General features: G+C 47.1%; 25 protein-coding genes and 1 pseudogene. 13 read left to right on the forward strand and 13 right to left on the reverse strand.

The genetic code is table 11. The features are described from left to right. Positions 1-8 precede the first annotated feature (8 nt). From flgE to flgB, 4 genes are read right to left on the reverse strand one after another with little or no spacing between them, the layout of a single operon-like run. Entirely contained in the window at positions 9-1,220 is a 1,212-nt protein-coding gene (flgE, locus tag Q1A40_RS01055; protein WP_299996645.1) for a flagellar hook protein FlgE, read from the reverse strand. Between the two features lie 26 nt (positions 1,221-1,246). Further along, a complete protein-coding gene (gene flgD / locus Q1A40_RS01060; protein WP_299996648.1) occupies positions 1,247-1,924 on the reverse strand; it encodes a flagellar hook assembly protein FlgD in 678 nt (225 codons plus the stop codon). Between the two features lie 11 nt (positions 1,925-1,935). Beyond that, positions 1,936-2,340: a flagellar basal body rod protein FlgC gene (gene flgC / locus Q1A40_RS01065; protein ID WP_299996651.1), complete on the reverse strand. Its 405-nt coding sequence runs from the start codon at positions 2,338-2,340 to the stop codon at positions 1,936-1,938. A gap of 3 nt (positions 2,341-2,343) precedes the next feature. Next, positions 2,344-2,757 (reverse strand): flagellar basal body rod protein FlgB, encoded by a 414-nt coding sequence (flgB, locus tag Q1A40_RS01070; protein WP_299996655.1) that lies wholly within the window; start codon positions 2,755-2,757, stop codon positions 2,344-2,346. 157 nt (positions 2,758-2,914) lie between these two features. On the opposite strand from flgB, the gene flgA reads away from it, so the two are divergent. From flgA to flgN, 3 genes are all read left to right on the forward strand, one after another. Further along, positions 2,915-3,574, forward strand: coding sequence for a flagellar basal body P-ring formation chaperone FlgA (gene flgA / locus Q1A40_RS01075; protein WP_299996657.1), 660 nt, complete (start codon positions 2,915-2,917; stop codon positions 3,572-3,574). 94 nt (positions 3,575-3,668) lie between these two features. After that, positions 3,669-3,962 carry a flagellar biosynthesis anti-sigma factor FlgM gene (gene flgM / locus Q1A40_RS01080; RefSeq protein WP_299996660.1) on the forward strand — a complete coding sequence of 98 codons (294 nt, stop codon included), beginning with the start codon at positions 3,669-3,671 and terminating at the stop codon, positions 3,960-3,962. A 2-nt stretch (positions 3,963-3,964) separates the two neighbouring features. Next, on the forward strand, positions 3,965-4,390 hold the full coding sequence (gene flgN, locus Q1A40_RS01085) for a flagellar export chaperone FlgN (protein WP_299996663.1): 426 nt from the start codon (positions 3,965-3,967) through the stop codon (positions 4,388-4,390). 56 nt (positions 4,391-4,446) lie between these two features. Here the strand turns inward: flgN and Q1A40_RS01090 are convergent, their stop codons facing one another. From Q1A40_RS01090 to rimJ, 5 genes are all read right to left on the reverse strand, one after another. Next, positions 4,447-4,926, reverse strand: coding sequence for a cold-shock protein (locus Q1A40_RS01090; RefSeq protein WP_299996666.1), 480 nt, complete (start codon positions 4,924-4,926; stop codon positions 4,447-4,449). A 159-nt stretch (positions 4,927-5,085) separates the two neighbouring features. Then, positions 5,086-6,621, reverse strand: a complete 1,536-nt coding sequence (gene murJ / locus Q1A40_RS01095) for a murein biosynthesis integral membrane protein MurJ (protein ID WP_299996669.1) — start codon at positions 6,619-6,621, stop codon at positions 5,086-5,088. 190 nt (positions 6,622-6,811) lie between these two features. Continuing rightward, complete coding sequence (locus Q1A40_RS01100) at positions 6,812-7,738, reverse strand: Gfo/Idh/MocA family oxidoreductase (RefSeq protein ID WP_299996672.1); 927 nt, start codon at positions 7,736-7,738, stop codon at positions 6,812-6,814. Between the two features lie 3 nt (positions 7,739-7,741). Beyond that, positions 7,742-8,389 carry a DUF480 domain-containing protein gene (locus Q1A40_RS01105; protein WP_299996675.1) on the reverse strand — a complete coding sequence of 216 codons (648 nt, stop codon included), beginning with the start codon at positions 8,387-8,389 and terminating at the stop codon, positions 7,742-7,744. A gap of 12 nt (positions 8,390-8,401) precedes the next feature. Further along, complete coding sequence (gene rimJ / locus Q1A40_RS01110) at positions 8,402-8,986, reverse strand: ribosomal protein S5-alanine N-acetyltransferase (RefSeq protein ID WP_299996678.1); 585 nt, start codon at positions 8,984-8,986, stop codon at positions 8,402-8,404. Positions 8,987-9,287: 301 nt separating this feature from the next. Between rimJ and mdtH the strand changes: the two are divergent. The 8 genes and pseudogenes from mdtH to Q1A40_RS01150 all read left to right on the forward strand — a co-directional run bounded on the left by mdtH (position 9,288) and on the right by Q1A40_RS01150 (position 16,676). Then, positions 9,288-10,502, forward strand: a pseudogene (gene mdtH / locus Q1A40_RS01115) (multidrug efflux MFS transporter MdtH). A 227-nt stretch (positions 10,503-10,729) separates the two neighbouring features. Then, complete coding sequence (locus Q1A40_RS01120; RefSeq protein ID WP_299996681.1) at positions 10,730-11,290, forward strand: lipoprotein; 561 nt, start codon at positions 10,730-10,732, stop codon at positions 11,288-11,290. A gap of 316 nt (positions 11,291-11,606) precedes the next feature. Further along, complete coding sequence (pyrC, locus tag Q1A40_RS01125; protein WP_299996684.1) at positions 11,607-12,653, forward strand: dihydroorotase; 1,047 nt, start codon at positions 11,607-11,609, stop codon at positions 12,651-12,653. Between the two features lie 73 nt (positions 12,654-12,726). Then, a complete protein-coding gene (gene dinI / locus Q1A40_RS01130; protein ID WP_299996686.1) occupies positions 12,727-12,972 on the forward strand; it encodes a DNA damage-inducible protein I in 246 nt (81 codons plus the stop codon). Positions 12,973-13,485: 513 nt separating this feature from the next. Then, a complete protein-coding gene (bssS, locus tag Q1A40_RS01135; RefSeq protein WP_259052467.1) occupies positions 13,486-13,740 on the forward strand; it encodes a biofilm formation regulator BssS in 255 nt (84 codons plus the stop codon). A gap of 293 nt (positions 13,741-14,033) precedes the next feature. Beyond that, on the forward strand, positions 14,034-15,155 hold the full coding sequence (gene solA, locus Q1A40_RS01140) for an N-methyl-L-tryptophan oxidase (protein ID WP_299996689.1): 1,122 nt from the start codon (positions 14,034-14,036) through the stop codon (positions 15,153-15,155). Positions 15,156-15,538: 383 nt separating this feature from the next. Continuing rightward, entirely contained in the window at positions 15,539-16,093 is a 555-nt protein-coding gene (locus tag Q1A40_RS01145) for a cytochrome b (RefSeq protein WP_299996691.1), read from the forward strand. A 16-nt stretch (positions 16,094-16,109) separates the two neighbouring features. Then, positions 16,110-16,676 (forward strand): YceI family protein, encoded by a 567-nt coding sequence (locus tag Q1A40_RS01150; RefSeq protein WP_299996694.1) that lies wholly within the window; start codon positions 16,110-16,112, stop codon positions 16,674-16,676. A 38-nt stretch (positions 16,677-16,714) separates the two neighbouring features. Here the strand turns inward: Q1A40_RS01150 and Q1A40_RS01155 are convergent, their stop codons facing one another. After that, positions 16,715-17,764, reverse strand: a complete 1,050-nt coding sequence (locus Q1A40_RS01155; protein WP_299996697.1) for a rhodanese-related sulfurtransferase — start codon at positions 17,762-17,764, stop codon at positions 16,715-16,717. A gap of 209 nt (positions 17,765-17,973) precedes the next feature. On the opposite strand from Q1A40_RS01155, the gene Q1A40_RS01160 reads away from it, so the two are divergent. Both Q1A40_RS01160 and Q1A40_RS01165 read left to right on the forward strand, forming a co-directional pair. Next, the gene (locus Q1A40_RS01160) at positions 17,974-18,897 is read left to right on the forward strand and encodes a Kdo(2)-lipid IV(A) acyltransferase (protein ID WP_299996700.1); all 924 of its coding nucleotides are present in this window, start codon (positions 17,974-17,976) and stop codon (positions 18,895-18,897) included. 419 nt (positions 18,898-19,316) lie between these two features. Further along, positions 19,317-19,691, forward strand: a complete 375-nt coding sequence (locus Q1A40_RS01165; RefSeq protein ID WP_299996702.1) for a MysB family protein — start codon at positions 19,317-19,319, stop codon at positions 19,689-19,691. A 3-nt stretch (positions 19,692-19,694) separates the two neighbouring features. Here Q1A40_RS01165 and Q1A40_RS01170 read toward each other — a convergent pair whose 3' ends face one another. The 3 genes from Q1A40_RS01170 to mdoG all read right to left on the reverse strand — a co-directional run bounded on the left by Q1A40_RS01170 (position 19,695) and on the right by mdoG (position 24,121). Beyond that, a complete protein-coding gene (locus Q1A40_RS01170; protein ID WP_299996705.1) occupies positions 19,695-19,925 on the reverse strand; it encodes a YceK/YidQ family lipoprotein in 231 nt (76 codons plus the stop codon). A 136-nt stretch (positions 19,926-20,061) separates the two neighbouring features. After that, positions 20,062-22,593, reverse strand: a complete 2,532-nt coding sequence (gene mdoH, locus Q1A40_RS01175; RefSeq protein WP_299996708.1) for a glucans biosynthesis glucosyltransferase MdoH — start codon at positions 22,591-22,593, stop codon at positions 20,062-20,064. After that, positions 22,586-24,121: a glucans biosynthesis protein MdoG gene (gene mdoG, locus Q1A40_RS01180; protein WP_299997830.1), complete on the reverse strand. Its 1,536-nt coding sequence runs from the start codon at positions 24,119-24,121 to the stop codon at positions 22,586-22,588. Before mdoG ends, mdoH begins: the two co-directional genes overlap by 8 nt. Positions 24,122-24,328: the final 207 nt, after the last annotated feature.

Raw genomic sequence — 24,328 nt, forward strand, 5'->3', positions numbered from 1 at the left:
TCAGACGCTTAGCGCAGGTTAACCAGGTTATTGAGGATTTGATCCTGGGTTTTGATGGTCTGCGCATTCGACTGATAATTACGCTGGGCGACAATCATATTCACCAGTTCTTTACTCAGATCAACGTTCGAGGCCTCCAGAGCTCCGCTGGTCAGGATACCAAAGTTGCCGTTTCCTGCGGTTCCGAGTAAGGCAGTACCTGATGAACGCGTTTCTCCCCAGACGTTATCGCCCTTGGCATCGAGACCACCGGGATTAGCGAAGTTAGTCAGGACAATTTGCCCCAGTAACTGACTTTGTTCGTTGGAGTACAGACCCACCAAGGTACCGTCATCATTTATCTGGTAAGACACCAAGTCTCCTGGCTTATAACCATTTTGACTGGAAGCAATAACATAGTTATCACCGGTGTTTTGTTGCATGGAGTTTCTGAAATCAAGTTCAAAAACCACCGGATCGGCACCCCCGATCACGCCGCTGGTAACACCTGCAGTAGTCACGCCTTCAACTAAGTTACCGTTATTATCAAATTTCATTGTGGTAACAGGCGTGACTTCACTGCCGGGGGCGCTGTTATCAAGGGAGTAAACATCCCAGGTATTATCTGCCTTACCTTTGACAAAAAAGAGATTAATATCGTGGACGTTACCCTGGCTATCAAATACGGTAACAGAGGTTTTTTTGTTATAACTTTCTGATTTATTGGGATCAAATGTCTCAATGACTGGCAGCTTATCCATCGAGTTCAGGTTAATCTGGATATGTGCGTTGGTCGTGGTTCTGGCAGGCATCAAGGTATTGGGTACAGCTAATCCAACCGGATCTGCACCCTGCTGAATAGTTGGCGGTACGCCGGTAGCAGGATAACCAGTTAGCTGTAACCCCTGCATATTGACGAGATTACGGTTTTCATCCAGTTTGAACTGACCGTTACGGCTATAGAGTACTTGTCCGGCATTATCGACCAGACGGAAGAAACCATTCTGGCTAATCGCCACGTCCAGTCCACGCCCGGTACTGGTGGTGATACCATCGTTAAAATCCTGCATCACATCGGCAACTTTTACGCCAAGGCCTGTCTTGCTTCCGGCAAACATATCGGCAAAAGCGACCGAACTGGATTTAAAACCGTAGGTTGCGGAGTTGGCAATATTGTTACCAATCACATCCAAGTTGGCGGACGCAGCATTCAGGCCGCTTATCGCTTGAGAAAACGACATGTCTTACTCCTGCTAAAGTTATAGGGTTAAATAATCTGTCTGATTTCGTCGAGAGTACTGTTTCCGTAAGTCCCAAGGTCTAATAAGACGTTGCCGTTACTGCGCACGACGCCATTGACCATGGCAAAATTGAGCGGCTGGGCAACTAACTGAGCACCGCCATTTGTGGCACTGACAGACACGGTATAAGCCCCATCAACGGCGGCAGAACCATCCTCTAAGGTGCCATCCCAGCTAAAGGTGTGGACCCCCGCACTCAGTCCGCCTAAGTCGATAGTACGAACGACTTTGCCGTCTTTATCCGTCAGTGTTGCGCTGACTTTATCGGCACCCTGAACCAGTTCAACACCAAAAGGCGTCGTGGTTTTGCTGCCAACCAGCACTTTATCGCCCGGGATCATTACGCCATGGCCAATCAAATTGGCGGCTTGTACTGACTCGTTATTGTTTAGTTGTCCGGAGATAGCCCCTAAAGTCGTATTCAGTTTTTCTATACCACTTACGGTGCTGATTTGTGCGAGCTGCGTAGTCAGCTCATTGTTTTCCATCGGATTGGTGGGGTCCTGGTTTTTTAACTGTGCGACAAGTAGAGTTAAAAAACTGTTTTGTAAATCCGCCGCATTATTACCTGCCACACTACTATTGGCAGATGTATTATTGATGCCCGATACCGACTCATCATTTACTTTCACCGAAATAGACATATCCCTCTCCTTTACTGGCCCAGCGTCAATGTTTTAAGCATCATGCTCTTCGCGGTGTTAAACACCTCAACGTTCGCCTGATAACTACGGGAAGCTGACATGCTGTTGACCATTTCCCCCACCACATCAACATTCGGCATACGTACATAACCACTGGCATCTGCCAGCGGATTACCCGGCTGATAAACCAGTTTATCCGGCGCATTGCTTTCTATAACCTGCGTGACCTTGACCCCACCAGTAGCCGCACCTGGTGCAGCATCCACCTGAAATACTACCTGTTTGGCACGATAAGGTTGGCCATCTGGTCCGGTTGCGCTGTCGGCATTAGCCAGATTACTCGCCGCCACATTCAGGCGTTTAGACTGGGCGGCCATGGCCGAACCTGCGATATCAAATACATTCAGTAAAGCCATGGGTTACCCTTGTTGAAGCACGGACATCATGCTTTTAATTTGTCCGTCTAATACCCTCAGATTTGTTTGATAACCCAGTGTGTTATCTGAAAACTGTGCACGTTCACGATCCATATCGACGGTATTACCATCCAGTGCAGGCTGGTCCGGAACACGGTAGAGAAGATCAACTGAAGGAGAGGAGTGGGTTTGAACAGGAATATGGCGTGCAGAAGTCGTGGTGAGTGAAAGACCACCGCCATCAACACGCCCACGGGCTAAAACTTTTTTCATCTCACTGGCGAAATCAATGTCACGCGCCTGAAACCCCGGCGTATCGGCATTGGCGATATTCGCAGCGAGTATTTCCTGACGCTGAGCACGCAGATTAAGCGCTTCTTGCTGAAATCTGAGCGCAGCATCTAATTTATCGAGCATGTTCCCTCCATTTTTCACAGAATAAGGAATAGGCCAAAGCTTAAAGCGCCAGAGCCCTGCTCGATGGGAAGAATAAGCATAAAATACCGTGCTATTTGTTGCATTGGCGAAATCAATGGACGCGTAAAATTGCCTTACCTGATAAAGGAGAACGACAATGCGTCATCTGAGGACAGGAATTGCTTTTGCCGCCATCATGGCCAGTCCGTTCGGCTTTACGGCTGATATTAACACCCTGCTGCTACCCTATTTTCAGCAGCGCCTGGCGGGGATAAGTGATGAGGTCAGTGTTACGTTAAAAACCAATCCGACCCATCTTCCCGACTGCGAAAAGCCGGTATTTTCGACCCCAGGTAATAGCCGTTTATGGGGAAATATCAGTGTGTTGATGCGTTGCAATAACGACAAACGTTTTATCCAAGTCCAGGTAAGCGCCGTAGGTCATTATGTGGTTGTGACCCGTTCAGTGCCGCGAGGGACAATACTGGATGCTCAGAGTGTGACCCTAAAGCGCGGACAACTGGAGCGTTTACCGGCTCAGGCTCTTACCCTGACAGAACAGGCCGTTAATGCTGTCACCCAGCGCGACATTACCCCTGATATGCCGTTAACACGGTCTATGGTAAGACAACCCTGGCGCGTAAAAGCAGGGCAGCAAGTTCGGGTCGTTGCCAATGGCGAAGGCTTTAGCATCAACAGTGAAGGTCGCGCCCTGAACAATGTCATTGTGGGTCAGTATGCACGTGTTCGCATGGACTCCGGTCAGATTGTCAGCGGTAAAGTCGATGCTGATGGGAATATTCTGATTAATCTGTAATCTTTTTAAAGATTCCGTCACAATTGCCGATAGTACCTTTAGCACAGATAATAATTGGCTCTTACGCCACCAGCATCTCGGTGAGGAAAACATTATGAGCATTGATCGTACATCCGCTTTAAATCCGGTCAGTACCGTACAACATCGCGAACCTAACGATAATCCGGCGCTACAAAATAGCCCGAATAAGTCGCTTTCCGCTAACAGCACCAGCGTGCAGCTCAGCGATGCGCAAGCCAAGTTAATGCAACCCAACGAGGGGGATATTAATCAAGCTCGCGTGGAAGCACTTAAAGCGGCTATTCGCAATGGTGAAGTGAAGATGGATACCGGTAAGATTGCCGATGCTTTACTTCAGGACACTCGCAACGCCCTGCTGGATAAATAACAGTGACACGATTGCCAGAAATTCTAAGCCAAATAGCAAGCGTACTTAACTCGCTGGAAACAGTGATGAATGCAGAGCAACAACAGCTGTCTGCAGGGCAAATAAATGGCAGCGCGCTTCAGCGGATCACTGAAGATAAAAGCTCACTTCTGGCAACGCTCGATTATCTCGAAACACAACGGCAGGCTGAACAAAAATCGGCGCTCGCTCGCTCGGCTGAAACGGAAATGCAATGGCAGACCATACTGCAACATATTCAGCGGCTCAGTGAAGTTAATCTGCATAACGGCTGGTTACTTGAATCTCAGCGTGAACATACTGAACAGGCACTGGCAATTCTTAAACCCCATCAGGCTCCTGAGTTTTACGGTGCTGACGGGCAAGCCAAATCTGCCGTTAGCCCCGCGAATAAGAAAATTACTTGGTAATCATTGCGCAGGCTATGTCATGGCTGGTCACAATCTGCGACCAGCTTTCATCGTATTTATAATGACTTAAGAATTTTTACTGTTTCTGCAATATCTATCTCATCTTCTGAAAAGACAAGCTCGCTATTTTGAAACGTTGTGATGGCAAGTTTTTGTAGATTACGCATTTTACTGCTCTCATTGCTCTCTTTCGGGCGAATATTATTCATCAGTAACCCTACAGATAACACGGTATTTTCTTTATCAATTTTTGCTTCTGCAGGAACTTCTTCGCTATAAACCCGGAAAGATTTAATTGCCGTAATTTTGATCTGTTCACCGGCAATAAAAATATATTTGCTGGGGGCTAAGACTTTAACCTTAAAAGCGGACAAGCCTTTATTATTGGTACCTGGTTCAAACGTGACCAAGGCGCCTTTTTTAATCAGTTCGGGGTTTGTCACCTTAATAATGTGAAAATAGCGATTATCGCCCTCTTCATCTTTGATAAATCCAAACCCTTTGTCTTCAAACCAGGTTGTGATTGTTCCGTTCATTGTACTACCACCTAATTAACTTTTTATTTGTATCTATACCCAAAATAATTCGAGTTGCCTGGAGGCGCGCTTCACGCACGCAACGCCCAGGCAACGAGAAGTATGACAGGTATAAAGTCATTCATCTTGCTGAAACTCACTCTGTACCACGTCAGCGCATTATACTGAACGTCGGGCAAAGTCTTTGAGTTTAAAACCAAGCAGCATCAAGGTTGCAAAATAGGATCCGGCACCAACAATTACCACCAGCATTAAACGTGATAAGCGATAGAACATTGAGCCAGTATCCCAGGATGGTAGCAGAACTAACATCCCGATAAGCACCCCAGACATCACCAGCACGGCTACCAGTAAGCGGATTAAAAATATTCCCCAGCCCGGATGGGGTCTGAAGATATCTTGTTTACGTAATTGCCAGTATAGCAAAGCCGCGTTAAGGCAAGCCGCCAGACCAATTGACAGTGAAAGACCCGCGTGTTTCAGCGGACCGATAAACGCCAGATTCATCAACTGGGTGACAATAATCGTGGCAATAGCAATTTTCACCGGTGTTTTAATATTCTGACGTGAATAGAATCCGGGCGCTAATACTTTTACTGCAATCAACCCCAATAATCCGATGGAATAGGCGACTAACGCTCGCTGCGTCATCAGGGCATCAAAAGCGGTAAAATTACCGTACTGAAACAATGACGCCACCAATGGCTGTGCCAGAATACCGAGAGCCACTGAACAAGGCAGAGCAAGTAAGAAACAAAGTCGCAGCCCCCAGTCCATCAATCGGTTATAGCCCTCATGATCGCCTGATGAATAGGTTTTCGCCAACGAGGGGAGCAAAATAGTGCCGAGCGCGACCCCAAGAACTCCGGCAGGAAATTCCATCAGGCGATCGGCATAGTACATCCAGGAAACCGACCCCGATGCCAGAAATGATGCAAAAATGGTGTTGATTATCAATGAGATTTGGCTAACGGAGACACCAAGAATAGCAGGCCCCATCAGTTTGACTACCCGCAGAGACCCCGTGTCTCTAAAGTTAATTCGCGGTAAGACCAGCATGCCTATTTTCTTCAAGTAGGGTAACTGATACGCCAGCTGTAATACGCCACCAACCGTTACTGCCCAGGCTAAAGCCAGAATCGGGGGATCAAAATGCGGTGCAGCAAAGACCGCGAACAGGATCATACTGATATTCAGTAACGTCGGCGCAAAAGCCGGAACGGAGAAGCGGTTCCAGGTATTTAATATTGCTCCGACTAAAGAGGCTGTAGAGATCAGTAAGATATAGGGAAAAGTTATCCGCAGCAGGCTTGAGGTCAGCGCAAACTTATCCGCGTCATCCGTAAAACCCGGCGCCGTTGCCATAATAACCCAAGGAGCAGCAATCATACCCACCAAGGTAATTAACGCCAGTACCAGGGTCAGCAATCCGGCCACATAAGCGACAAACAGACGGGTATCTTCGAGATCGTCGCGGCTTTTATACTCAGCCAGAATAGGAACAAAGGCTTGCGAGAAGGCCCCCTCGGCAAAAATACGCCGTAACAGATTAGGCAGTTTAAAGGCAACAAAAAAGGCATCGGTTGCCATACCGGCACCAAAGACTCTGGCAACTATCGCATCACGTATAAATCCGAGTACGCGGGAAACCATCGTCATTGAACTGACCGCCGCCAGTGATTTTAATAAATTCATTGAATTCGTGATTCCACAACCAACCAACCTGAGTAGCAGGCATCAGATAACCTGACAACCCGGCCCGATATCACCATCGGTCCTGAGGTTGCAAGTCAAACGGATAAAGAGTGTTACCGCATTCAGATAACATTAACGTGACATAGTCTACCGATACGTTACTGAAATGCTACTATGAGATGTTACAGAATTATTTGGCAGATATAACGTCCTTCAATATATTTTCCACTACCCGCTGCGCCAGTATCGCCTGTTCACCCGCCGTTTCTGGCACTGTCTGATTAGCAACACAGTCGATAAAATGCCGGGCACAGCCAGCAAAACCGCGTTGTTCCAGAACACTCTGCCAGCCTGGGATAGGATGCTCGACCACTCCTGCACCGCGTTCTTCACGCCATTGACGCATATCAGTGACATCGTAGAGCCCGCCGTCAGTCACAGCCTGCACCCATTCCCGCTGACTACCGGCACAGCGATGCATACTGGTGGTTATCACGACATTGTCGCGGCGAAAGTGATGCTCGGCGTATATTAACTGCCCTTGCGGATTCGCATGTAACACCCCACCCTGTAAATCGGCTTGCTGTCCACCCAGCCATAACGCGGTATCCACGACATGGAGATAGTCATCCAGCAAAGTGAATCGAACATCGTGCGGACCAATGCTGTTGAGTCTGTGCTTGTCCATTCTCAGGGAGGATACTGAACCCAGCTGTTGTTTAAGTGCCTGATAGCGGGGGGCAAAACGACGATTAAAACCGACCATCAAAGTCCGTTTTTTCTTTGCAGCGAGGGCAACCAGTTGTTCTGCTTCCGCCAGATCCGCGGCAAGCGGTTTATCAACACAGACATCGACGCCCGCTTCCAGTAACTCACGCACCACGGCAAAATGAGAACGGGTACTACTATGGACAAACACAGCATCACATTCGCTGGCAAGTACCGATAAGGAAGAGACGTAAGGAATACGGTACATTTCACAAATCGGCAACGCGGTGGCTTTTGTCGGTGAAAAGGCCGCCACCACCTGCCAGTCCGGTGATGCGGTTAAAACCGGTAACCATGCTTTTTGTGCAATTCCGCCTAAACCGACAATTCCAACCCGCAGTTTACTCATCGCCTACTCTCCTGAACGGTTCAAAAATGCCGCCAGCTGTTGTTTTAAATCAGCCACTTCGGCTTCCAATACTGTCACTCGGGCTTCAAGTTCAGAAGCCGTGGACTCCAGGGGTTCAGAAACGAGATTTTGTTCCTCAACGGCACCACTGAATAAGTGCTGATAACGACTTTCGCGCTTCCCAGGTTCACGCGCCAGACGCACCACAAAAGGGCCGTCTTCACGTTCCGCCAGCTGTGTCAGTACGTTTTCTAATTGCGCCATATCATTGAATTCAAACATGCGGGTGGTGCGCCCACGAAGCTCACCCGGAGTCTGGGCACTACGCAGTAACAGCGTGGCCACAATAGCCACTTCTGCCGGAGAAAATTTTAAGTTCCCAAACTCTGAATTACAAAAACGTTGCTCATATTTGGTGACTCGATTACCAAAACCCGTGACGGTGCGCAGATAACGACGCTTCGCCAGTTCATCGAGTGTTTCCTGTACTTCGCGTTCGCTCAGATTCATTACCGGTTCGCGGTTTGTTTTCTGATTACAGGCTATCACAATACCATTGAGCGACATCGGGTACTGTTCCGGCGTCGTAACCTGTTTTTCTAGCAGACTACCTATCACCCGAGCTTCTACAGCAGTGAACTGATGTTTCATCTTTTTTTATCCTTAGCGTCCAGAGAGCCAGTTTTTATTCGTCAACGCGGTTAAAACGTGATCCTGCCATTGCCCGTCAATCAGCAAATAGTCTTTGGCATAGCCTTCTTTTTCAAACCCCAGGCGCGCCAGTAAATCACCACTGCGCTGATTATGTGGCATATAATTAGCCATAATGCGATGTAATGACTGTACGCGAAACATATAACGTGTTGTCGCGGTCAGAGCTTCAAACATCAATCCCTTTCCCTGTGATTTATCCCCGAGTGAATAACCGAGATAACAGGCGTTAAATGCCCCACGCACCACATTAGAATAGTTTGCGACACCCAGTATCTCTTTTTCGTCGGTATCCATCAGAGCAAAATAAAAAGCACTCTGTTGCTGATGCATCTCTTCCATCATGGCGAGACGAGTCTGCCATCCAGAGTGCGAATAATAACTCTCATCACGATAGGGCTCCCAAGGCTTCAGGAACTGACGATTTTCAGCATAGTAGTCCGCCAGGCGCCAGGCATCGCGTTCATAAACCAGCCTCACTACCATACGGTCTGTCACTAAACGGACCTTAGGTACGCTATTGCGATAGCCAAACATGTTATTCCACCCTTTCATTTTACCTGACTTAGACTGACGTCTTTACTCTGCCTGCAACCTGATTACAGTCGATAAAAAATTATCCCCCCATAGGGGGGTAATCCATCGATGAAAAATTTAACTCAATGTCATCGAACGATAAAAAAATATTATCTTTTGTCGACTATTAAAAATAGAGCCCAAGAGCGAAAATATAGACCAAATAGTTCGACTCCAGCCAGGCACTACGCGCCGCATCTGATTGACGTCATATCCAGATAACGCAAAGTACGACCGGTAATCAATATCCCCAGGAGGGGAAATGTCGCGTGTATCGCAGGCCAGGCGACTGGGTAAATATTTCCTGTTATTAGATAACATGTTGGTTGTTCTGGGCTTTTTCGTTGTTTTTCCTTTGATCTCGATCCGCTTTGTTGACCAGATGGGATGGGCAGCACTGATGGTAGGTATTGCCTTAGGCTTACGCCAGATCGTTCAGCAGGGGCTTGGGATCTTTGGCGGGGCGATTGCTGACCGACTGGGCGCAAAACCGATGATTATTACCGGTATGCTGCTACGCGCCGCTGGATTCGCGTCAATGGCTATCGCAGATGAGCCCTGATTACTCTGGTTATCCTGCATTCTTTCCGGCCTCGGGGGGACCTTATTTGATCCCCCTCGCGCGGCTCTAGTGATTAAACTGGTCCGTCCGGAGCAACGAGGGCGTTTCTTCTCGCTGTTATTAATGCAGGACAGTGCAGGAGCCGTTATCGGTGTCTTATTGGGAAGCTGGTTACTGCAATTCGACTTTTCTTTGGTTTGTGCCACAGGCGCGGTGATGTTTATTCTCTGCGCGCTGGTGAATCTCTGGCTACTACCGGCCTATAAACTGTCGACTGTCCGTACCCCCATACGTGAAGGCATGCGTGTTGTACTAAGGGACAAGCGTTTTGTTACCTATGTCCTGACGCTCACCGGTTATTACATGCTGGCCGTCCAGGTGATGCTCATGCTGCCTATCATGGTCAACGATATCGCCGGCACGCCAGGTGCTGTAAAGTGGATGTATGCCATCGAAGCGGCCCTGTCACTGACCCTGCTCTATCCTGTCGCCCGCTATAGTGAAAAACGTTTCAGCCTGGAACAACGTCTGATGGCCGGACTGTTTCTGATGACAGTCAGTATGATGCCAATAGGTTTAACCAGCTCGCTGCAACAGCTATTCGCATTGATTTGTCTGTTCTATATCGGCTCAATCATTGCTGAGCCTGCACGTGAAACACTCAGTGCCTCCCTGGCCGACTCTCGAGCCAGGGGCAGCTATATGGGCTTTAGCCGCCTTGGTCTGGCCTTTGGTGGAGCCATGGGTTATACCGGCGGCGGCTGGTTATTTGATGCCGGAAAAGAAGTGGCCCAGCCAGAGCTTCCCTGGGTGATGCTGGGGATTATTGGGATTATTACTTTGATGGTTCTTTGGTGGCAGTTTTTACCTGGGCATGAAAAACCGCCCATCGCTGAATCAAATGAATTACATTAAACCACAGTATTATCAATATGTTATGTGGTTTTCGCTGTCATGTAACCTGAGTAACTTGCTACCATTAATCGATAAAATCGCGTTCAATGCTGAACAAAGTGGTATCAAAGATGTCTGTTAAGACAGGCGATTTTCGCTTCATCCGCTGTCGGAATGAACAAAGTCGTAGCCATGGCACGCCCCCATAAGACAAGCTTGTCATGATAACGTTGTGGATGAGGATGTAGATGAAAAGGTTTTTTTTGCCCGTCGTATTGGCACTGGGAGCTTTACTTGCCGGATGTAACCAGCTCACGCAGTATCAGGTGAGTGAACAAACCATCAATCAGGCACTGGAGAAACACAATCAATTTTCAAAAAACATTGGTCTGCCTGGCGTTGCTGATGCGCAAATTACACTGACCAATTTAGTCAGCCAGATAGGCCGTGAAGAACCGAATAAAATCATGTTAAGCGGTAAAGTCAATCTGGATATTTCATCCCTTTTTGGCAGTCAAAAAGCAACCGCTGTACTCAAAATGAAAGCCCAGCCAGGTTTTGATAAAGAGACCGGGGCCATTTATTTACGTGAAATTGAGATTATCAACAGTCAGATAGATCCTGAGAAAATGCAGGGCATCCTGCAAACGTTGATGCCTTATCTCAGTCAATCGTTACGCAGTTATTTTAATCAGAACCCTGCCTATGTTCTGAGTGATAGCCGCAGTAAAGGTGAAGCACTGGCGAAAAAAATGGCGAAAGGCATTGAAGTTCGTCCAGGCGAAATTGTTATCCCCTTTATTGATTGATTTCCTGCAAAATCAGAGCGCACTCGCGGCGCTCTGATACTAATATGTGAGATAAGTGATGCAAACGAAAACGTTTCCGCTTATCCTTGGTGCCCGCCATAGAAGCCTGTATACCCGTCATAGTTCAAGTTGCATATACGTTGGCTGCGTTCGTTCACCCGGGTCACTTATCCGTGTTAGCGCAGCGGGATCCTCCCCCTCCGCGTGACGAAACTGATAAATGTGTTTCGTCCAGGCCGAGCCAAGGTTTTGTCCTGCAACACGAATTATTTCGGTATCGCTGTCTGCTTTCTTTATCTCATGCCGGAGCACATTCATGACCGTATTACCCCAGGTATTAAAAATTCGCCGTCCTGACGACTGGCATATTCATCTGCGTGATGGTGAAATGTTAAAAACTGTGGTGCCCTATACCAGCCAGGTTTATGGTCGCGCAATTGTGATGCCTAATCTTGTGCCTCCGATAACGAGCATTGAAGCCGCTATTAGCTACCGTCAGCGTATTCTCGACGCTATACCCGCAGGACAAAAATTTGAGCCGTTAATGACCTGTTATCTGACGGACTCCCTGGCTCCCGAGGTTCTGGAACAAGGTTTTAATCAAGGGGTATTTACTGCGGCAAAACTCTATCCTGCCAATGCCACCACCAACTCAAGTCATGGCGTTACCAGTATTGCGGCGATTATGCCGGTGCTGGAGCGAATGCAAAAAATAGGGATGCCGTTACTGATTCATGGCGAAGTAACGCATGCTGATATCGACATTTTTGACCGCGAAGCGCGTTTTATTGAAACCGTGCTGGAACCATTACGCCAACAACTACCGGCACTGAAAGTGGTATTAGAGCATATCACCACTAAAGACGCCGCCCAGTACATTGAGAGTGGCAACTCACTGATCGCCGCCACGATTACTCCTCAGCATTTGATGTTTAACCGTAACCATATGCTGGTGGGAGGGATCCGTCCGCACCTCTATTGCCTGCCAATCTTAAAACGCAATGTCCATCAGCAAGCCCTGCGTGAACTGGTTGCCAGCGGGTGCTCTCGCGTGTTCCTCGGCACTGACTCCGCGCCGCATACTCAGGCACGTAAAGAATCCAGCTGTGGCTGTGCTGGCTGCTTTAATGCCCCTTCTGCCCTGGGAGCCTATGCGACAGTCTTTGAGGAAATGAATGCTCTGGAACACTTTGAAGCATTCTGCTCGTTGAATGGCCCGGCTTTCTATGGTCTTCCTGTTAATGATGAGACGATTGAATTAGTGCGTGTTGCCGAAACCATGCCCGCACAAATCGCCAGCCCTGACGGTGATATCGTTCCGTTCCTTGCTGGCGAAGAAGTCCTCTGGTCAGTAAAAGACTAACTTTTTCATCAGGTCTCTTGTGTTGTTAATAGCGATACTGTATATGTATACAGTATCACTATTGGAGGCCATTATGCGTATTGAAGTAACCATAGCCAAAACTACCCCACTCCCCTCCGGTGCCGTTGAAGCCCTGGCAAAGGAACTCTCTCGTCGAATTCAGCATGCCTGGCCCGACAGCTCTAACGAAGTACAGGTACGTCTTGCTGGCGGTAACCAGCTTTCCGTGCTGGGAGGGGCTAAAGAAGACAAAACCCGTATTAGCGAAATCCTCCAGGAAACCTGGGAGAGCGCTGACGACTGGTTCAGCGCTGAATAACATTCAGCTATCAGAATATTTGCTGCCTCCCCCTGGCATCTATTTCTGTAAGTGCCAGGTTGCAGTAATTTTGCTCACGGATAGCGCGGAAGGACTCAGCGTACACGCTGTTTGTGGAAACGCTGACCACTACCCATGGACAAAATAACAAATTAAAACAGCTGACGGGATAAGTCCTCAGTCAGCAGCTTATTTTATTTTTGCCATCACGGCATCAAAACTCAATTTTAACAAATTGATATTAGTAATTTTTATTCAAATAAAACGAATATTTCACGCTGTATATTCGAATATTTATCCGTTTCCCCGCTTTTTCTTTCTCATTTTATGTATAAAAAACAATCAGCTACTTTAAATATATTTGTATGCTATGGGTAAATGATGTTAGAAAGTATTGCTGGCACACATTTACTCCACCTTTATTTTAGGGAGTTGATATACTTAACTTGCTTCACCTTTATCTTGCATGAACCTCACAAGCCGTTGTCTTCTTACACGTTATAAGGGGTTATGATGGAAAAAAATAAAGATGTTATTCAAACACATCCGCTTATTGGATGGGATATCAGTACAGTAGACAGTTACGATGCAATGATGCTGCGTCTACACTACCTGACATCAAATAATCAAAAGCAAGATGAAACTGAAATCGGCCAGACGCTATGGCTCACCACCGATGTTGCCAGACAATTTATTTCTATCCTCGAAGCCGGGATAGCAAAAATTGAGTCCAGTGAGTACCAGGTTAGTGATTACCGTAAACACTAACGATTTTATCCTCGTTTCGGTTTATTGTTGTAGTGACCCAGTAAGTCAGTTTGACTTTCTCAGCATCACTTTTGCTAACCTTCGGGGGGAGCATATACTGCCCCCTCGTTCACTCAATTCAGGTTCTTTTTCGTTTTCTCCGACATTTTTATCCCCACAAAAATTGCATGCATGCAGCGAATTAATTACCCTCTGTAAAGTAAAACATTCCCGTTACTCCCGAACGCTGTAAACCGCCTGGCAACCTCCTTTTCGGGAAGGTTAAGTTTGACAGGCACATAATGAGAAAAACCATGAAATATGATCTTATCATCGTTGGTAGTGGTTCTGTTGGCGCTGCCGCAGGTTGCTATGCTGCCAATTCTGGCCTGAACGTACTGATGATTGACAGCGCACATCCTCCGCATACAGAGGGTAGCCATCATGGCGATACACGCCTGATGCGTCATGCTTACGGTGAAGGAGAGCGATATGTCCCTCTGGTACTACGTGCCCAGAAACTATGGGATGCGCTGGCTGAGATGAGCGGAGAGAAGATATTCCATCGTACCGGGGTTATCAATATTGGCCCGACTGATTCGTTATTTATTAAAAATATCACTCAGAGTGTCGAGAAATATGCGTTATCAGTTGAAAAAATGGACTCAGAAACTGTTCAAGCACGCTGGCCAGAAATAAAGATCCCTGCAGATTATATTGGTCTTTTTGAAGCAGACTCAGGCGTGCTGAAAAGCGAAGTGGCGGTTGAAACCTATATTCGTCTGGCAAAACAAGGGGGAGCGGCCCAGCTTTTTAACTGCCCGGTCACGGAGATATTGCATCAAGATGATGGGGTCACGGTTATCACAAAAGAAGGCAGTTATCAGGGGGCTAAACTGCTCATCAGTGCAGGAACCTGGGTGAAAAAATTACTGCCGGAACTGCCTGTCACGCCGGTACGTAAAATTTTTGCCTGGCATCAGGCAGATGGCCGTTACAGTGAAAATAACCGCTTCCCTGCATTTACTGCTGAAACGCCTAATGGTGACCAGTATTACGGTTTTCCGTCAGAAGATAACGAACTAAAAGTGGCTAAACATAATGGCGGACAAGTTATCGACTCGCCAGACCAAAGGGTCCCGTTCGGACGCATACCCGGTGATGGAATGGAAGTGTTTCCATTTCTGCGTGATTTCTTACCGGGTATTGGTTGCTGTTTACATGGTGCTGCTTGTACCTATGATAATACTCCGGATGAAGACTTTATTATTGACACCTTGCCGGAACATGCCAATACCTTGATTATTACGGGTCTGAGTGGTCATGGTTTTAAATTTGCTTCTGCATTAGGTGAAATTGCCTGTCAGTTTGCTTTGGGTAAAGAATCTGCTTTTGACTTAACACCTTTCTCCCTGTCTCGTTTTAATAAAATATAATTCACCGGTGTGGTGGTCATTCCACCACTCCAGCGCCTGTGTTAACTCCCGTCTAAACTCAGAAATAAACTCACTGGCAGAAAACCATTACACCAGGATTATTCCACCTATTTTATAACTGATATTTATGCTGAAGAAAGCTGACAATAAAAAACAAATAAATATATATATGTACAAATATAACGAAATAAAAAAATGCAAGAAGATCGTAAAAAATCAGCAACACACCGAGAATTCTCGATAAAATAGAATGAAAAATGCCATTTTCAATCAAATTTTATGAAAGAAATTATTTATATTTAATTAGATATATTTTTAAGTTGATTTAAAGAATGTGGATCGTCTAATGTTCGCATTAATTGCTCTTAAACGGATGTTAAATTATGCAATGGCGAAATTCATCACAGCGCTACGGCCATATCTCAGTTTTAATTCATTGGTTAGTCGCAATAACCGTGTATGGCATGTTTGCACTAGGTTTATGGATGGTGACACTCAGTTATTATAGTGACTGGTATCATAAAGCTCCTGATTTACACAAAAGTATTGGCATCACATTAATGTTAGTGATGGTCATTCGCGTGATCTGGCGTTTTATTTCACCGCCCCCACCAGCGTTAGAAAGCTATTCTCGGGTAACAAGGGTTGCTTCTGTAGCAGCTCATATCTTGCTCTACACCTTGCTGTTTAGCATTTTGCTCAGCGGTTATTTCATTTCAACTGCTGACGGTAAAGCTATCAGTGTGTTTGGCATAACCGAGATCCCGGCAATCTTTGCCGCAGGTGCAACCCAGGCAGATTTAGCGGGAAGCATCCACCTTTGGCTGGCCTGGGGAGTCGTAGTTATCTCTCTGTTACATGGCCTGGCCGCACTAAAACACCACTTTATTGATAAAGATGCCACCCTCAAACGTATGCTGGGTAAAGCGTCCCGTTAACTTATGGAGTAAGAACATGAAAAAAATCCTACTGGGTACCACTTTAGCCGCTCTGTTATTCTCTGCAGGTTCTGCTGTTGCAGCAGATTATAAAATTGACAGCGAGCACTCCACTATCAGCTTCCGTATTCAGCATCTGGGCTATAGCTGGTTGAATGGTTCATTCAACGATTTCAGCGGTAACTTCAGTTATGACGAGAAAGATCCTGCGCAAGATAAAATCGACGTCACCATCAAAACAACCAGTGTCGATACCAACCACGCTGAACGTGACAAACATTTGCGCAGTAACGATTTTCTGAGCAGTACCAAGTTCCCTGAAGCAACTTATGTTTCAACCGGTGTAACGAAAGAAGCCGATGCTCTGAAAATTGACGGTAATTTAACGCTTAACGGAGTTACTAAGCCGGTAACATTAACCGCTGAGCTGGTTGGCCAGGGTGATGACCCATGGGGCGGTAAACGTGCAGGATTTGAAGCCCAAGGTAAATTTAAGTTGAAAGACTTTAATATCAACACCGACTTGGGACCTAAATCGCAAGAAGTGGAGTTGACGCTTTCTGTGGAAGGTATTCAGCAGTAGTAAAAAATGCTCTCCCGTCACCGGGAGAGCATTATCTTTCACTCAGGATCAGGAATACCTAAAGTCGTATTAAGTAGCCCACGTGATTTGTTGAAAATTTTATTTCCGTTTTCACGTCCCGCGCGACGACGGCGTTGCTCTTCAGGTGACAAAATCAGTTCGTCCCGACACACTTCGCTGCAACAACCATTGAATCTCTCAGCACAGTCCGGACACTGAATAAACAGCAAGTGACAACCATCATTTTTACAATTCGTATGGCTATCACAGACGGTACCGCATTGGTGACAATGGGCAATCACGTCTTCGGAGATACGTTCGCCCATCCGCTCATCGAAGACAAAGTTCTTACCAATGAAACGCACAGGCAATGCTTGTTCGCGTGCCTTACGTGCATATTCAATGATACCGCCTTCAATATGATAAACATTTTCAAAACCGTTGTGACGCATAAAGGCACTCGCTTTTTCACAACGAATTCCTCCGGTACAGTACATGACTATTTTTTTATCTTTATCATCCTGAAGCATCTCAACCGCTTTCGGCAATTGTTCGCGGAAAGTGTCAGCCGGTATTTCCAGCGCATCACTAAAATGCCCTACTTCATATTCGTAGTGGTTACGCATATCCACAAATACTGCCTGCGGATCGTCCAGCATCTCATTGACTTGTGCGGCATTGAGATACTCACCGACATCGCTGGCATCAAAGGTAGGATCATCAATACCGTCAGCCACAATGCGATCGCGCACTTTCATACGCAATACCCAGAATGATTTACCGTCATCTTCCAGGGCAATATTCAGACGCAAATTGTCCAGCGCCGGATGGAAAGCGTAAAGCATCTCTTTAAATGCCGCGACACGGCTCTGAGGCACACTAATTTGCGCATTAATACCTTCATGGGCCAAATAAACCCGACCAAATACATCAAGTTGGGTAAAAGCCTGGTAGAGCGCATCGCGCACGATTTGCGGATCTTCAAGGGTAAAATACTTATAGAATGAGATAGTGGTACGTGGCTCGGTTTCAGCCAGCATGCGTTCACGTAGAGTCTCATTCGATATGCGGTTATGTAACACTGGCATGGTGTTCACTCTGCAATCATGAAAAATGGGCCTGCATCATAAAGCAAAAAACAGCAATTTACATCCATACCTTTTCAGCTACATTTTGTTTAATGATTAAGAAAGAGCATGCACAATTAGAAATCTTTGCTACATAATTTAGCTTGGCGACAAAAAATGCCACAATAGCCGGCGAAAAAAATCTAAAAATAATGCAGAAAAGGTTAGCAATGACAAACTTACCACAATTCTCTCGCGCGTTACTTCATCCTCGCTACTGGGGAACCTGGCTGGGAGTCGGCCTGCTGTATCTTCTGGTACAGCTGCCTTATCCGCTACTGTATCGGTTTGGCTGTGGGTTAGGTCGCCTGGCCATGAGACTGATGAAGCGCCGCGTCAGTATTGTTCGTCGCAATCTGGAACTCTGCTTTCCTGACATGTCTGTTGAACAACGCGAGAAAATGACAGAGGCCAACTTCGAATCCGTGGGTATGGGGCTTATTGAGACCGGCATGGCATGGTTCTGGCCCACTCAGCGTATTAATCGCTGGTGTCACTATGATGGTGTAGAGAAAGTGAAAAGCATTACGGAATCGGGTCAGGGGGTATTACTGATCGGTGTTCATTTTTTAACGCTTGAATTGGGTGCCCGTATTTTTGGTATCAAAACGCCAGGTATTGGCGTCTATCGACCGAATGATAATCCAGTCATCGACTGGGTACAGACCAAAGGGAGAATGCGTTCTAACAAAAGCATGCTGGACAGAAAAGATCTGAAAGGAATGATCCGCACGCTTAAACAAGGCGATATTATCTGGTATGCACCTGATCATGACTATGGTCCTCGTGGCAGCGTCTTCGTGCCTTTTTTCGCTGTAGAACAAGCCGCCACCACAACCGGAACCTATACTCTGGCTAAACTGTCCGGTGCCAGTATTGTTCCTTTTGTGCCACGACGTCTGCCTGAAGGTAAAGGCTATGAATTAACCATCCTGACACCGGAACTTTCTCCGCCACTTGAAAGCCCGGAAGAAACAGCCCGCTGGATGAATGGGATCATTGAAAACTGTATCAATATCGCCCCGGAACAGTATATGTGGCTTCATCGTCGCTTTAAAACTCGCCCGGAAGGTATGCCCGATCGGTATCGATAAGTGACGGGTAGACGTCAAGTTCGGCCCGTTGATGAGCACAGATAAACGATGAGATTCGGCGGGCTGGACGCAGGCAATAACGGGTATATATACCCTAAATAATTCAAGTTGCTTGTAGGCGCAGAGTCAATCCTGGCGATGAGCATAGATAAACTATGTGATTCGGCAGGATTGACGAAGGTAACGCCCAAGCAACTTGAAGTATGACGGGTATAGAGCGGACAAATTACTCATACTTTGCCCGCTACTGCTTTGAACTCATCGACTAAATCATCCTAATTCACCCCCCCCTGTCCAAAACATCAATTCCTTCGGATCATCCGGCTATGAGCACCAGACAGGATTTTTTTCGTTGAGTCATACTTAAGGAAAATCTTGGTCTATGATTTCTTTATATCCCCTCTGTCCGGAGAAAGAATATGACTTTCTATATCACCCTTGATGAAGCGATTGATGCTGCCCGGGAACAATTTCTTGCTGAACATCCAGAGCTGGATGAAGAGAGCAGTAGTATTGAGCAATTCAATATCCAGAAATATGTTATGCAGGATGGCGATATTATGTGGCAGGCAGAATTTTTTGCTGATGAAGAGGACAGTGGAAACTGTTTACCTGTATTGAGCGGGGCTGCCGCACAGAGTGTTTTTGATGGCGACTATGATGAAATTGAAATTCGCCAGGAATGGCTGGAGGAAAATACTCTGCACGAATGGGATGAGGGTGAATTTCAGCTTGATCCTTCCCTGGATACCGAAGAGGGGCAAAGCGCCGCTGATGAGTGGGACTATCGCTAAGATTTACTCATAAGGGCCATGACTCGCATCAATCGGCAGTAACAGCGTGTCAAAGACCAACGAAAAGGGTAAATCCAGCACGGTAAGATAACGCCATGCGCTATCACGCATATCCCACTGCACGCCAGGATAATACTGGTTACCGTGCCCTTGCCCGGAAACGGTGCGGCTAATAATACTGCCACAACCGGTAAGCAAACTGGCAACCAGCATTACAGTTATGATTTTTAACACTTTTCTTCCCAGTGACATAAAGCATGTCACAATTTAGCTGATGAAAAAATACCGACCTGATGGTCGGTATTGGTTACTGTACTTCGTCACAATAACGGCAGGGCCTGGATAAATCATCCACCGCCCTGCTCTGTTACTATTCCGCAGATAGCGCTCGGGGATTCAGCGTCACACCCTGGTAACTTTTTACCCAGGATGAGTACCGTTCCGGATTCGCCCATACGCGATAGTGTAAACGTGACATTGTTACAGGGTCACTTAACAATACTAAACGCCGATCGCGTGATAATTTGTCCGGAGTTTCATTCAACGCTTGCTCAACATGACGCTCGCGTGCAATTTCAAGCACCGGGCCGGTACGGTGTCTCGCGGTTGCCATCGCCGTTGCCAGCGCATTCAATGCTGGATTAAAGACCGCGTGTATAAAGCCATCACTCAGAACACGGCTGCGATTACGCTGTAAGTATTTATCCGTATCCACCAGGACTTGCGGTGGAGAATACTCCTCTGGTATCAGGAACAGTTTCCAGCGTTTAGTCCGCAGACCCAGCGTAGTTCGGCTGGAGAACACCGACACAAATGGAGACAGAATTAACGAGAAAACAATAGGTGCCAGCCAGAACAAGAAACGCAGATCCAGATACGCCATACCTATCGCCCAAACCAGGCCCAGCAAGAGCTGTGAACCATGACGCATAAAGGCTTCGCCCCATGGGGTCGAGTCATCGTCTCGCTGAGGTGAATTCCATACCACTTCCCAGCCCAGGAATGCACTGACCACAAACACGGTGTGGAATAACATACGAACCGGTGCCAGCAGGACAGAGAACAGCACTTCCAGCAACAGCGAGCAGGTAACACGAAAGAAACCGCCATACTCTTTACTGCCCTTGCACCAGATAAGAATGATACTGAGCAGCTTCGGCAGGAACAACAGCACCATGGTCGAGGCAAATAAAGCAACAGCCAGTTCCGGACGCCATTTTGGCCATACCGGGTATAGTTGATACGGCTGCAGAAAATATTGTGGTTCTGTCAGCGCATGGACCACCTGAAGTGCAGTAGAGAGTGCCAGGAACATAAACCATAGCGGTGCAGACAGGTAGGACATAACGCCCGTGAGAAACACAGCACGGTGTACCGGGTGCATGCCTTTAACCAGGAACAACCGAAAGTTCATCAGGTTACCCTGGCACCAGCGCCGATCGCGTTTCAGTTCATCCAGCAGGTTTGGAGGCAACTCTTCATAGGAGCCCGGTAAGTCGTATGCTATCCATACCCCCCAACCGGCACGGCGCATCAAAGCTGCTTCTACGAAGTCATGAGACAATATTGAACCGGCAAAGTTACCGTCACCCGGCAGCGGAGCCAAGGCACAGTGTTCCATAAATGGCTTAACGCGGATAATTGCGTTGTGCCCCCAGTAATGTGACTCTCCTAATTGCCAGAAATGCAATCCGGCAGTAAAGAGCGGCCCGTATACCCGGGTAGCAAATTGCTGGCATCGCGCGTACAACGTATCCATGCCAGAGGCTTTTGGCGACGACTGGATAATACCGGCTTTTGGATTGGCCTCCATCAGACGGACCAGATTCGTGAGGCAGTCACCGCTCATCACCGAGTCGGCATCCAGCACCAGCATATAACTGTACTGCTTACCCCAGCGGCGACAAAAATCGTCGATGTTGCCACTTTTACGTTTCACGCGACGGCGGCGACGGCGGTAGAAGATTTGACCTTCTCCTTCCACTTCTGCGATCAATTCCAGCCAGGCTTTTTGTTCCGCAACACAGATATCCGGATCGTAGCTATCGCTGAGAATATACACATCAAAGTGTCGCTGCTGACCGGTAGCTTTTACCGACTCCCAGGTTGCGCGAAGTCCGGCAAAAACACGCGCCACATCTTCATTACAGATAGGCATGATAAGCGCGGTGCGATGAGCCGGATCGATAGGTTCATTACCGGTCGTTGAGGCGGAGATACTGTATTTATCTTTACCCATCAACAACTGTAGAAAACCCATCAGCGCGGTCCAGAAACCCGCTGATACCCAGCAAAAAAGAACGGCAAACAGAATCAAAATACCACTTTGCAGCACATAAGGCAGAAGCTGCATAAATGAGACCCACAAATCCTGATTGCCCATTTCCATTGGATTAATAAAAGCCCATCCTTGATATGGCAGGATGGTTTTCATATACCAGGTGGCCACAACGGTCTGTGACAACGTCAGTAGCAACAAGATATAACGGCGAATCGTACCCACCATACGCCACTGCTGTTCTGCCGCATTACTTTCGCGAGAATGATTACTGGTGTGAATTTCACGCCCTCTGAATCTGTCCCAGAAGCGCCCGATGGGATTGGTGCGCCAAGGTTCAGGATGCATCGAGGTGCGCGTCACTTTCGGCATAGCTTGTAACTGAGTACGGCCTTCATAATCCTCGCCCAGCTGCCCTTTATTCAAAGAATCAGGCCAGACAGTCTTCAGACGTGAAGCAACCGAAGCCAAGGGAGAGTCATCTGCACGCGAATAATGCAGCCCCTGGGGATCGAGAGATTCATGTACTGCCTGAATATTTTCTTCAGGCAGTTGTGCGCGTTCAGCATCTGACAGATTCAGGGCTGCAATATAATCAGATGTAGTAACAGTGGACTTATTCATTTGCAGGTAGCTGATAGCTCCAGGTTTCACTCAATGTCTGATCACCATTGACCAGTGCCGCACGTATGTCGGTTATCTTTTTGTCATCTTTTTGCTTCACGCGCAGTGTCAGACGCCAGCCCTTAATCGTCGGGTTATAACGCAGCTGGCTGTCAACGATTTCACCGTTGTCACCAATACTGGTTTGTGCTGTCACTGGCGTGTCTTCTGGCATTTTTTTCATATCTATGCCAGTGAAGTCGATAACAAATGCCGTCGTACCATCTGGCTGACGAACCAGATTCGCCTGTTTCACATCACCCAGTGAACGTCGGGTCTGTGTCGCATAGGCACTGTCAGGGGCATGCAGTTTATCCTCGTCACGACTGAAGGTAATACTGTAGTTGAAATTCATTTCAACACCGGGCTCTGGCAACGTGTCCGGAGTCCAGTAAGCCACGATATTATCGTTGGTTTCATCGTTGGTTGGAATTTCGACTAACTCAACACGCCCTTTCCCCCAGTCGCCATTAGGTGTAATCCAGGCGCTAGGACGAAGGTCATATCTGTCATCTAAATCTTCAAAACGAGAGAACTGACGACCGCGCTGGAGTAGACCATAACCTAACGGATTTTCCGTGGCATAGGAACTGACCGCCAAATGTTTAGGATTATTTAACGGACGCCATATCCATTCACCATTGCCGGCATGAATCGATAAACCGTTAGAGTCATGCATTTCAGGGCGGTAATTGATATTCGGTGAAGGCTGGTTAGGGCCAAACAAGAACATACTGGTCAGAGGCGCCACACCAATCTTGCCGACTTTGTCACGCAGATAGATTTTAGACTGGACTCTGACTACCGTATCGCGGCCCGGAATAATCATAAAACGATAAGCACCGGTTGCACGAGGCGAGTCAAGTAATGCATAAAGAACGAGTGTTTTATCGTTCGCTTTCGGGCGCTCTATCCAATATTCACGGAAACGCGGAAACTCTTCACCTGAAGGTAAAGCCGTATCAATTGCCAGACCACGAGCAGATAAGCCATACACTTGACCTGCCCCTACGACACGAAAATAGCTCGCACCGAGCATACTGACGATCTCATCATCTTTACCTTTCTCATTGATAGGATAAAGGATTTTGAATCCAGCAAAGCCCAGGTCTTTCATGGCATCTTTGTCTGTTTTCAGCGAGCCGAAATCAAAATAGTCAGGGTTATAGCCTATCTTACGCACAGTCGTCGCCGTTACTTCATTGAGGGTAACTGGCGTGTCGAAGTACATTCCCTGATGGTAAAACTCAAGCTTAAATGGGGTTTTTAAATCGCTCCAGTAGGCTTTGTCATGGTTAAACTGGATCTGCTGGTAATCCGCGTATTTCATATTACGCAATTGTGACGGCAGATTGCTTTTAGGTACTTCGTAGCTTTTACTTGCTAATTTTTTTGCCTGTTCTGCGACATCATTAATTGAGAAAGCCCAAACCGACGTTGTATAAAGAGACAACATCACGACTGCGCCCAACCAGCGTAATTGCATTATTTTCGATTTATGTTTCATATTAACCAGCACATCCCCCTTTGTGTGCTTGAATCAATCTTACCATTTTAATGTAAACTCACGGTTTCCGACAACTGAATCACCACATTGTTCGATGTGCTGGCTCAGCTATTGAGCAAAAAAGAGAGTAAAATTGATTTTAAGAATGCATCCGAGAGACAGAATGACATGCTTAGTGTACGGTTACCA

The sequence above is a fragment of the uncultured Cedecea sp. genome, assembly GCF_947498825.1.
Lineage (GTDB): Bacteria > Pseudomonadota > Gammaproteobacteria > Enterobacterales > Enterobacteriaceae > JGM124.